The organism is Streptomyces sp. NPDC007346 (genome assembly GCF_040703535.1).
Lineage (GTDB): Bacteria > Actinomycetota > Actinomycetes > Streptomycetales > Streptomycetaceae > Streptomyces.
Map to the genome: position 1 here is coordinate 1 of NZ_JBEYKR010000202.1, position 10,015 is coordinate 10,015.

General features: G+C 72.5%; 10 protein-coding genes. 3 read left to right on the forward strand and 7 right to left on the reverse strand.

Translation table 11 applies throughout. The features are described from left to right. Window positions 1–114: 114 nt before the first annotated feature. The 7 genes from AB0917_RS31700 to AB0917_RS31730 all read right to left on the reverse strand — a co-directional run bounded on the left by AB0917_RS31700 (window position 115) and on the right by AB0917_RS31730 (window position 8,411). Window positions 115–1,818 carry an ABC transporter ATP-binding protein gene (locus tag AB0917_RS31700; protein WP_366823156.1) on the reverse strand — a complete coding sequence of 568 codons (1,704 nt, stop codon included), beginning with the start codon at window positions 1,816–1,818 and terminating at the stop codon, window positions 115–117. Further along, window positions 1,815–2,804 (reverse strand): ABC transporter permease, encoded by a 990-nt coding sequence (locus AB0917_RS31705; RefSeq protein ID WP_366823157.1) that lies wholly within the window; start codon window positions 2,802–2,804, stop codon window positions 1,815–1,817. Before AB0917_RS31705 ends, AB0917_RS31700 begins: the two co-directional genes overlap by 4 nt. Next, a complete protein-coding gene (locus AB0917_RS31710) occupies window positions 2,801–3,790 on the reverse strand; it encodes an ABC transporter permease (protein ID WP_366823158.1) in 990 nt (329 codons plus the stop codon). The genes AB0917_RS31705 and AB0917_RS31710 overlap by 4 nt, the downstream gene beginning before the upstream one ends. A 2-nt stretch (window positions 3,791–3,792) precedes the next feature. After that, window positions 3,793–5,517: an ABC transporter substrate-binding protein gene (locus AB0917_RS31715; RefSeq protein ID WP_366823159.1), complete on the reverse strand. Its 1,725-nt coding sequence runs from the start codon at window positions 5,515–5,517 to the stop codon at window positions 3,793–3,795. 265 nt (window positions 5,518–5,782) lie between these two features. Next, the gene (locus tag AB0917_RS31720) at window positions 5,783–5,878 is read right to left on the reverse strand and encodes an Ms4533A family Cys-rich leader peptide (protein WP_316943073.1); all 96 of its coding nucleotides are present in this window, start codon (window positions 5,876–5,878) and stop codon (window positions 5,783–5,785) included. A 77-nt stretch (window positions 5,879–5,955) separates the two neighbouring features. Beyond that, window positions 5,956–7,437 carry a DUF3152 domain-containing protein gene (locus AB0917_RS31725; protein ID WP_366823160.1) on the reverse strand — a complete coding sequence of 494 codons (1,482 nt, stop codon included), beginning with the start codon at window positions 7,435–7,437 and terminating at the stop codon, window positions 5,956–5,958. An 8-nt stretch (window positions 7,438–7,445) separates the two neighbouring features. Further along, complete coding sequence (locus AB0917_RS31730; RefSeq protein WP_366823161.1) at window positions 7,446–8,411, reverse strand: alpha/beta hydrolase; 966 nt, start codon at window positions 8,409–8,411, stop codon at window positions 7,446–7,448. A 111-nt stretch (window positions 8,412–8,522) separates the two neighbouring features. Between AB0917_RS31730 and AB0917_RS31735 the strand changes: the two genes are divergently transcribed. The 3 genes from AB0917_RS31735 (at window position 8,523) to AB0917_RS31745 (ending at window position 9,926) form a co-directional block, all read left to right on the forward strand. Next, window positions 8,523–8,738 carry a hypothetical protein gene (locus AB0917_RS31735; RefSeq protein ID WP_366823162.1) on the forward strand — a complete coding sequence of 72 codons (216 nt, stop codon included), beginning with the start codon at window positions 8,523–8,525 and terminating at the stop codon, window positions 8,736–8,738. Between the two features lie 167 nt (window positions 8,739–8,905). Next, on the forward strand, window positions 8,906–9,547 hold the full coding sequence (locus AB0917_RS31740; RefSeq protein ID WP_073878597.1) for a TetR/AcrR family transcriptional regulator: 642 nt from the start codon (window positions 8,906–8,908) through the stop codon (window positions 9,545–9,547). 151 nt (window positions 9,548–9,698) lie between these two features. Next, the gene (locus tag AB0917_RS31745) at window positions 9,699–9,926 is read left to right on the forward strand and encodes a DUF3107 domain-containing protein (protein ID WP_366823163.1); all 228 of its coding nucleotides are present in this window, start codon (window positions 9,699–9,701) and stop codon (window positions 9,924–9,926) included. Window positions 9,927–10,015: the final 89 nt, after the last annotated feature.

Genomic DNA, 10,015 nt, shown 5'->3' on the forward strand with positions numbered 1-10,015 from the left:
GGGGGGGGGCCCCCCGCTGTTCTCGCCGCCCCGCCACCGAAAGGGGTGAACCGTCGTAACTTTCCCGCCCCGATCGCGTTGCGTCGCGGTACGGCGGTCGGTTGTCACGGAGGGTCAGGCTGCGGCCAGTTCCCTGCGGGCCGCCCGGCGGGTGGCCGCCAGCCCCGGGTCGAGCACCGGAACGGCCGCCAGCAGCTGCTTCGTGTACGGGTCGCGGGGGTCTCCGTACACCTCGTCGGCGCTGCCCTGCTCGACGATCAGGCCGTCCCGCATCACCGCGACCCGGTCGCTGACCTGCCGGACCACGGCGAGGTCGTGGGCGATGAAGACCAGGCCGATGGAGAGTTCGCGCTGGAGCTCCGCGAGCAGCGCGACGACCTGGGCCTGGGTGGTGACGTCGAGCGCGGAGACCGGTTCGTCGCAGACGATGACCTTCGGCTCGGCGGCCAGGGCGCGGGCGATCCCGATGCGCTGGCGCTGTCCGCCGCTGAACTCGTGCGGGTAGCGCTCGAAGTGCGCCGGGTCGAGCCCGACGCGCTCCAGGAGTGCGCCCACCCGGTCCCGTACGCGCCCCTCGTCGCCCTCCCCGGCGGCCCGCAGCGGATCGGCCACGGACTCCCCGACCGAGCGGCGCGGGTTGAGCGAGGCGACCGGGTCCTGGAACACCATCTGGAGCTCGCGCCGGAAGGGCCGCAGCTCCTTCTCCGACAGCGAGCCGATCTCCGTACCCCCGTAACGGAGCCGGCCCGCCGTCGGGTCCAGCAGGCGGACCAGCATCCGCCCGAGCGTGGTCTTGCCGCTGCCGCTCTCCCCGACGATGCCGAGCGTCTGCCCGGCGTGCACGGTGAGCGAGACCCCGCCCACGGCGGCGACCCGCCCGCTCCCCCGGCCGAACTCGCGCCGCAGGTCGACGGCTTCGAGCAGGGGTACGGGGGCCTCAGCGCCGCTCACGTCCGCCACGGCGCCCTGAGCGGAGCGCTGCTCGGGGACAGGCGCCGGCACCACTCTCCGGGTCTCCACCCTCGGCACCGCCGCCAGCAGCTCCTTCGTGTAGGCCGCGCGCGGCGAACCGAGCACCCGGGCCACCGGCCCGCGCTCCACCTCGCGGCCGTCGCGCATGACGAGCACCTCGTCCACGCTCTCGGCGGCCACGCCCACGTCATGGGTGACCAGCAGCAGCCCCATGCCGGTCTCCTGGCGCAGGGTGTGCAGCAGGTCCAGGATCTGGGCCTGCACGGTGACGTCCAGCGCGGTCGTCGGCTCGTCCGCCACGATCAGTCGGGGCTCGCAGGCCAGCGCCATGGCGATGAGCGCCCGCTGACGCATCCCGCCGGAGAACTCGTGCGGCCGCAGCCGGGAGCGGCGGGCCGCGTCCGGGATGCCGACCCGGTCCAGCACCTCCACGGCCCGCGCACGGCCGGCCTTGCGGGAGGCGCGGTGGTGGACCCGGTACACCTCGGCGATCTGGTCGCCCACCGGGTAGTACGGGTCGAGCGAGGAGAGCGGGTCCTGGAAGACCATGGCGGCCTTCGCGCCCCGCAGCGCCCGCAGCCCGGCGTCGTCGGCCGCGTTCACGTCCGTACCGGCGACGTGGACCGTGCCGCCGACCCGGGCTCCCGTTCCCCGGTGCAGGCCGAGCAGGGCGTAGGCGGAGGCGCTCTTGCCGGAGCCGGACTCCCCCACCACGCCGAGGGCGCCGCCCGCCTCCAGGGTGAAGGAGAGCCCGTCGACGGCCCGTACGGAACCGAAGTCGACGGTGAGGCCGGACACGTCGACCAATGGTTCACGCGTTGCCTTCACCGGGTCACGCGTCGTCATGAAAGGACCACCCGTCGGTCGGCCAGCGCGTACAGCAGGTCCGCGACGGCATTGGCGAGGACGACGAAGAACCCGGTCACCAGCACCATGCCGACCACGACGGGCAGGTCGACGACCTTGACCGCGTGGACCAGCTCGCGCCCGATGCCCGGGATGCCGAAAAGGGACTCGGTGAGCACCGCGCCGCCGAACATCGAGCCGAAGTCCAGGGCGCTGAGCGCGATGACGGGCGCCACCGCGCCCCGGAGCGCGTGCCGGCCGATGATGGTCCGCTCCCCGACCCCGTACGCGCGGAAGGTGCGCACATGGTCCTCGGCGAGCGTCTCCAGCATGGCGCTGCGGGTGAGCCGCGCGTACTTGGCGGACTCGATGAGCGCCAGCGACACCCAGGGCAGCAGCAGCCCCCAGGCCCACTGTTCGGGGTCCTCGGCGAAGGGGACGTAGGAGGGGGCGGGCAGCCACCGGAGGGTGGAGCTGAACACGATGATGAGCAGCAGCCCGATGACGAAGACCGGGGTGGCCGAGCCCGCCAGGGTCAGCCAGGTCAGGACGCGTTCGGTGAGCCGGCCCCGGCGCCAGGCGGAGAGTACGCCGGTGCCCACGCCGAGCAGCAGCCACCCGGCGAAGGCGCCGATGACCAGCGAGCCGGTGACCGGGAGCTTGGCCAGGATGAGCTGGGTGACCTGCTGGTCGGACTGGTAGGAGACGCCGAGGCAGGGGGCGGAGCAGTGCTCGACGCCGATGCCGGTGGAGAAGTCCCGGCCGGCGACGATGCCCTGGAGGAAGTGCCCGTACTGCACGTACAGCGGGTCGTTCAGCCGCAGTTGCTCGGTGACCTGGGCGACCTGGGCGGGCGAGCAGCGCGGGCCGCAGGCGATCTGGGCGACGTCACCCGGGGCGACGTAGAAGATCCCGTACAGGATGGCGGTCAGGGCGAACAGGACGAGGACCGCCCCGCCGAGCCGCCGGATCAGGAAGCCGGTCATGCCGCGTCCTCCTCGGTCCGCTTCGTGCCCACGCGCAGGCGGGAGGCGGCGCGCGGGTCGAGTGCGGTGCGCACGCCCTCGCCGAGGACGGTGAGCGCGAGGACGGTGACGAACAGGAGCCCGGCGGGGAGCAGCAGATAGGTGGGGGCCGCCTGGTACCAGGTGTCGGCCTCCGTGAGCATCTGGCCCCAGGACGGGGTGGGCGGTTTGATGCCGACGCCGAGGAAGGAGAGGGCCGCCTCCACGATGATGTTGGTGGGGAAGGCCAGGGCCGCGTACGTGATCACGGGGGCGGCGAGCGAGGGCAGCAGCTCGCGGCGGGCGATGGACCACGTGCCGCGCCCGCTGAGCCGGGCCGCCGAGACGAAGTCGAGGGACTTCAGGGCGAGCGCCTGGGCCCGCACGATCTTCGACGTACCGGCCCAGTTGATGCCCCCGATGACCAGGGCGATCAGGACGGGCCGGGGGAAGGTCTCGGGGACGACCGCCAGCAGCGCCAGGGCGATGACCATGATCGGCAGGGCGACGTTGATGTCGGTGATCCGGCTCAGGAGCTGGTCGACCCAGCGGCTGCCGAGCGCCGCGGCGAGGCCGATGACCAGGCCGAGGGTGATCTGGAGGACGGTGGCGACGAGGGCGACGCCGAGCGAGACCCGGGCGCCGTACACGATCCGGGCGAACAGGTCGCGGCCGGTCTGCGGTTCGACGCCGAGCCAGTGGTCGGCGCTGATGCCGCCGAAGGGGCCGATGGGGACGCCGCCGGCCGCCGAGTCGACGAGGTCGGGGTGGTAGGCGTTCGGGTCCTGGCCCGCCAGCCCGGTGAGCAGCGGCGCGGCGAGCGCGACCAGGATGAGCAGGAGGACGACGAGGGCCGCGGCAAAGGCCGCGCGCTGGGCGCGCAGCCTCCGCCAGAACAGCCGGGCCCCGGAGGCGGGGGCGACGGCCGGCGCCGCTCCCGCCTCCTGGACCAGAAGGGTCTGTGACATGGCTACTTGACCGCGACCTGGGAGACGTCCAGGACGCCGGTCCAGTCGCTGATGACGACGTTCTTGACGTCCTGGCCGTACAGCCGCTTGTAGACCGGGTGGAAGAGCGGCACGGTCAGCGCCTTCTCACCGATCTTCTTGTCGAGCGCGCCCCAGCGGGTGGCGGCGGCCTTCAGGTCGGTCAGCTTGTTGATCTCGTCGATCTCCTGGTTGACCTCGGGGTCGTTCAGGAAACCGGTGTTGAAGTTGGCGCCGTTCCTGACGATCTGGCGGCCGTCGAAGATCGGGGCGAGGAAGGGTCCGCCGGAGGGCCAGTCGGCGCCCCAGTGGGCGAGGAAGAAGCCGGGCTCCTTCTTGGCGTCGTGGATGGTGTCGGAGTAGTCGTTGTCCTCCAGGCCCTGGAGCTTGACGGTGATGCCGGCCTTCTTGAGCGCGGCCTGGATGGCGGTGGCGATCTCCGGGCTGGTCTCGAAGTCCTTGGCGTTGGAGTGGGTGAGGGTGACGGTCAGGCCCTTGTCGTACCCGGCCTCCTTCAGCAGCTCCTTCGCCTTCTCCGCGTCCCCGGTCTTCCCGGCCGGGAAGTGGTCGTAGGGCGTGTGGCCGAAGGAGTCCCGCTCGGGGAGGAAGGTGGTGGCGGGCTCGGCGAGCGAGGAGCCGCCCGCCGCGTTGATGACCGAGGTGCGGTCGACGGCGTACGAGATCGCCTGGCGCACCTTCGGGTCGTCGAAGGGCTTCACCTTCGGGTTGAAGGCGATGTAGTTGGTGTAGCCGAAGTGGCCGGTGCCGACGCGGGCGGCGAGCTTCTCGTCGCTGCTGACCTTGGCGAGTTCGGCCGGGCCGAGGTTGGTGTCGGTGGTGACGGCGGCGGCGTCGGCGCCCTGGGAGGCGGAGAGCCGCTGGTTGATGACGGCGGCGTCCAGGCCGGAGCGGACGTCGATCCGGTCGGGGTAGGCCTTGCGCTCCTCGTCGGTCTCGGCCGACCAGTGGGGGTTGCGCTCCAGGATGAGGCGCTCGCCGTCGTTCTCGTTGGTGACGACCTTGTACGGGCCCGAGGAGACCGGGTGCTCCTCGTACTTGGTGCCGGTGTCCTTGGCCTTGGGCACCGGACTGGTCTGGGTCTGCGTGGCCAGGAAGGGGAACTCGCCCTCGGGCTTGTTCAGCCGGAACACGATCGTCCTGTCGTCCGGCACCTCGATGGAGTCGAGCCCCTTCTTGTCCTTGTACGGGCCCTGGTAGTCGGCCCCGCCGATCAGCCAGTCCCGCAGGTAGGGGGCGCCGCCGGAGAGTTCGGGGGCGAAGGAGCGCTCGATGCCGTACTTGATGTCGGCCGAGGTGATCGCGGTGCCGTCCTCGTACTTGAGGCCGTCCTTGAGGGTGTACGTCCACACCGTGGCGTCCTCGTTGGGCTTGCCCAGGTCGGTGGCGAGGTCGGGAACGACCTGCGCGCCCTCGGCTCCGTCCTCGCGGTTGCGGGTGGTGAGCGTGCGGAAGACGAGGGAGGGGATGTTGCCGCCGCCGGAGGTGTAGAGCCGCGCGGGGTCGAAGTCCTGCTGGGTGTTGCGGTTCAGGACGGTGAGGGTGCCGCCCTTCTGCGGCGTGCCCTCGGCTCCGGAGCCGCTGTCGCCGCCCTTGCTGTCCTCGGGACCGCAGGCCGCGGCGCCCGCTGCCAGGACGAGGGTGACGGTGGCCGCGGCCACGCGGCGCGATATGACGGACGGTTGACGCATCGGAAGATGACCTCTCGGAATACTGCGGCGAATGGCGCGGAAGCAGGGAATGCGGAAGGAACTCCGCGCAGGCGACAGCCGGAGAAGGTCCCGGCCTCGAAACCGGACCGGAGGAAAGGGCCGGGCGAGGGGCCGGGCAGAAGAAATGCCGCGCCTGCGGACGGAGTACGTCCGGGCGCGGCGGTCACGGGGCCACCGGAGCCGTCAGGGGCTCACGGGTGGATCACGGACAAGGGAGAGGACCGACAGCGCGCTCGGACAGGCGTCAGCGACAGAGAACGTCGGCTACGCAGTGCCCGGTCACGCCGAGAAGCGCCAGCTCAAGGGCGGCGATCTCGGAAGGCGCGGGGCTGCGTGACATGCCGAGAAATATGAACGACCGCCTTGAGCGCTGTCAAAGCGGAACAAGACGGCCGTCTCGGCATACGGACAGGGGCGTCAACCGCCGGGGTGCACCCAGGGGTTGGGTTTGCACGTGATCCCGTCCACCTTCAGGGATTTCGTCTGCTGCTGCATCACCGGGGCCAGGGCGCCGGGCGTGCGGCAGCTCACATGGTTGTGGCCGAGCCGGTGGCCGACTTCGTGGTTGATGAGCATCTGGCGGTAGGCCAGCAGTTTCTTCGGGCCGAATGTGGCGGAACCCTGCGCCCAGCGATAGGCATTGATCATCACGCGGTCGGTCGCGGCGGAATCGCACGAGACATTGTCGATCGTCGTGTCCAGACCGGATTTCGCACACCATTCACCGGTCGTCCCGGGACTGGCGAGCGTGATCACGAAGTCCGGGCTCCCGGAGGAGATCCGCTCGAAGGTCATCGCGCCGTTGTGCGCCCAGCTCCGGTCGTCGTTCAGCGTCTTCTGGACCGCCTCGGCGAAGAGTCCTGCGTCGAGGGAGAGGCCCTTCTCGACATCGATCCGGTAGCGGTACTTGCGCCCCTTGCCGGGCGCCTTCGCCAGTCCGGGGACGGCCTCGAACTTGCCGGTCGCCTTCAGGTCCGCGGGGAGCGGGTAGGGCTGCGCCATCTTCTCGGCGTACGACAGGGGCTTGACCTCGGGGGCCCGGACCGGGGGGTGCTCGGGGGTCGGGCGGGCGTCCGAGCGCGAGGCGCCCTCGCCGCCGTCCCGGTCGACCCCGGCCTCGCGTCCCGCCGCGGCCCTCCGGTCGGCGGAGTCCTCGGCGACCTGTCCGGCCACCACGACCGCGAGCACGGTCGTCACCGCGGCCGCGGCGATCCCGGTGAAGGTCCGCCCCTTGCCGCCCTTGCGCCCATGGCGTTCGGCGGGCTCCCCGTCAGGGGCGTCGTCGGGCTCCGCCGGGGGCCCGGCGGCTCCGGCGCCCGAGGGGGCGTCAGGGGGGCCGGCGGTGGCCGCGTCGGTGTCGAAGGCGTCGACGAACTCCCGGCGCGGGCCCGGCACCGCCCCGGGGGCCGCGGCCGGCTGACGCGCCGTCCGCCCGTCGGCGGCGCGCTGGGCGGCCCGCTGGGCGGACACCTGGCGCGCCACGGCCTCTTCCCGGGCGGCGTCCTGGTCCTGGCGGCCCGGCGCCCCGTACGGCTGCGCGTACGGCACGGTGCCGGGGGCGGGGCCGCCGTAGGGCTGCCGGCCGCCCGGACTCCCGTGGCCCGGCTGCCCGGAGGGCTGGGCCGGGCCGCCGTAGGGCTGCTGCCCGCCCGGGGTCTCGTAGCGCGGCTGGGGTCCGGTCCCCCACCCGCCGCCCGGCTCGCGCTGCTCGGGGTGGCCGCCACGCACCTGGGGGGCGCCCTGGAAGGGGGCGCGCCCCTCGGCGGGGGGCACGGGCCCCTGGCGCCTGCGCCGGCCGCTGCCGGGGGCGGGCCGGGGTACGGCGCGCCGGCCGCCCTGGGCCGCCGCTGCGGCGTCCTGGCGGGTGGCCTCCGCGCCCTTTCGGCTGTGTCGTCCCACGCCCCGGATCAGCTCCCGCCGCAATCGTCCAGCAGCTCCCGGAACGCCTGGGCGACCGCTTCCGGGTACTCCATCATCGCCACGTGCCCCGCGTCGGGCAGCGTCAGCAGCCGGGCGTCGCGGAAGGCCGCGGACGCCCTGCGTGCCATCCGGTACGAGACGAGCTGGTCCCGTCCGCCGTACACGAGCTGGGTCGGTGCGAGCACCCGCTCGGCCTGGCGCCACAGTCCCTGCTGGCCGCCCAGGGTGTAGGCGTCCACAATGCCCCGGGCCGAACGCGTCATCGCGTCCCAGAAGTACGGCAGCTCCAGCCGGCGCTCCATCTCGGCCACCGCGTGGCGGAAGGCTTCGTCGGAGATCCGTGCCGGATCGCCGTAACAGAGTGCCATGACTCCGCGCGTCCGCTGCTCCGCCGTCCAGTCCTTCGTGAGCCGGGCGAACAGGGGTGCGACCCCCGGGACCGCCAGGAGCCCGGTCGGTACGGCGGGCCGCTGCACCCGCCACTCGGGCAGCGCGGGCGAGATCAGGGTGAGGGTGCGCACGAGGTCGGGGCGGACGGCGGCGACCCGGGTGGCGACCGCGCCGCCCAGGGAGTTGCCGAAGAGATGGACGGGGCCGTGCGCGCCCGCGTCCAGCAGCCGGATCACCGCACGGGCGTGCCCGGTGATCGAGTAGTTGCCGTCGTCCGGCGGCGGCGAGTCACCGAATCCGGGCAGGTCGACGGCGTCGGGGTCGACCACGTCCGCCAGCAGCGGCATCAGCGCCGACCAGTTCTGCGAGGACCCGCCGAGGCCGTGCACGAAGAGGGCGGGGGGCAGTCCCGTCCGGTCGGCGGGCCGGGAACGGACGGTCAGCGTGAGCCCCGGAAGCGCCACGGAGCGCAGCCGCTCACCCTCGGCGACCCGGACGGCGCTGACCGTGGGAGCCGCCGCGGCGGCGACGGCCTGGGTACCCGGCAGCTCGGTCGAAGACATGCGCCAATGTTACGAGACGATCACGTACCAGTTCATGTGTTCGCGGTCACAGGCCACATCGCGGGGTAGGAGTGTTGCTCCTACGCTTCAAGGGAAGGAAGGGAGCCACACATGACGGTCGATCCGAGCGACCCGGACACCTTCGAGAACGCCGAGCCGGACGCACCCGGCCCGGAGGCCCCGGAGGCGGACGCCGCCGAGCAGCGGACGGACATCCGGCCCGAGGACGACGAAGAGGTGGAGACCGTCGATCCGGCCGCCGCCAACGAGGCCGATGTGGCGGAACAGCGCAGGGTGATCCCCCTGGATGAGGACGATTACCGCTGATACGACCCGCTTTGCCCCCGACCTCGGAGAACTGTGGCTTCCGCAGCCGTCCGGTCCGTGAAATTCTGCGTCCGCGCCGCGCGCACCGGGGTTACCCAAAAGTACGATGGCTGTACGGCGCAGCGTGTACGGATCGGCTGTGCTGGAACACATATTTGGGAGGCGGCGTGAGCGCCATCGAGCAGACAGAGGCAGCGCGCCCGCGGGGCACACGCCTTCCCCGCCGCGCCCGACGCAATCAGCTGCTGGGCGCCGCGCAGGAGGTCTTCGTCGCACAGGGCTACCACTCCGCCGCGATGGACGACATCGCCGAGCGGGCCGGCGTGAGCAAGCCGGTGCTCTATCAGCACTTCCCCGGGAAGCTGGAGCTCTATCTGGCCCTCCTGGACCAGCACTGCGAGTCGCTGCTCCAGGCCGTCGTGACGGCCCTGGCGTCGACGACGGACAACAAGCTGCGCGTCGAGGCGACGATGGACGCCTATTTCGCGTACGTGGAGGACGAGGGCGGCGCCTTCCGGCTGGTCTTCGAGTCCGACCTGACCAACGAGCCCGCCGTGCGCGAGCGGGTCGACCGTGTCTCCCTCCAGTGCGCCGAGGCGATCTCCGACGTGATCGCCGGGGACACGGGGCTGTCCAAGGACGAGTCCATGCTCCTCGCGGTGGGGCTCGGCGGCGTGTCGCAGGTGGTGGCGCGCTACTGGCTCTCCAGCGGCTCCAGCATCCCGCGCGACACGGCGGTGCAGCTGCTCACCTCGCTGGCCTGGCGGGGCATCGCGGGCTTCCCGCTGCACGGCGTCGAGCAGCACTGACGCCCCGCCCCGGGCTCCGGAGCCCCTCCGGCACACCGTGTTCGCTGCGGGCGTTGCCGGTCGGGCCGTGACGGGTGGTCCCACCGGGCTAATGTGGCTGCGTACGGCGCGGTTCGCCGCGCAGAGGACTGACCGTCGGAGGGACATAGCCGTGGAGGTCAAGATCGGGGTGCAGCACACGCCCCGCGAGATCGTTCTGGAGAGCGGGCTTTCCGCCGAGGACGTCGAAAGCGCGGTCGCCGCCGCACTGGGCGGCAAGGCTGAGCTGCTGAGCCTCACGGACGAGAAGGGCCGCAAGGTCCTGGTGCCGGCCGACCGGATCGCGTACGTGGAGATCGGTGAGCCGACCACCCGGCGTGTGGGGTTCGGCGCGCTGTAGTCCTCGGGACGCGGTGAGCAGCACGGGAGCGGGGGGGGGGGGCGGGGGGCCGCGGGGCGGGCCCCGGGGCGCGGCGCCGCGCGCGGGGC

Bases quoted from the DNA above. Each gene is read 5' to 3' on its own strand.
- AB0917_RS31720 (WP_316943073.1), bottom strand. From the start codon at position 5,878: ATGTCACGCAGCCCCGCGCCTTCCGAGATCGCCGCCCTTGAGCTGGCG.
- AB0917_RS31715 (WP_366823159.1), bottom strand. From the start codon at position 5,517: ATGCGTCAACCGTCCGTCATATCGCGCCGCGTGGCCGCGGCCACCGTC.
- AB0917_RS31735 (WP_366823162.1), top strand. From the start codon at position 8,523: ATGACGGTCGATCCGAGCGACCCGGACACCTTCGAGAACGCCGAGCCG.
- AB0917_RS31700 (WP_366823156.1), bottom strand. From the start codon at position 1,818: ATGACGACGCGTGACCCGGTGAAGGCAACGCGTGAACCATTGGTCGAC.
- AB0917_RS31710 (WP_366823158.1), bottom strand. From the start codon at position 3,790: ATGTCACAGACCCTTCTGGTCCAGGAGGCGGGAGCGGCGCCGGCCGTC.
- AB0917_RS31705 (WP_366823157.1), bottom strand. From the start codon at position 2,804: ATGACCGGCTTCCTGATCCGGCGGCTCGGCGGGGCGGTCCTCGTCCTG.
- AB0917_RS31730 (WP_366823161.1), bottom strand. From the start codon at position 8,411: ATGTCTTCGACCGAGCTGCCGGGTACCCAGGCCGTCGCCGCCGCGGCG.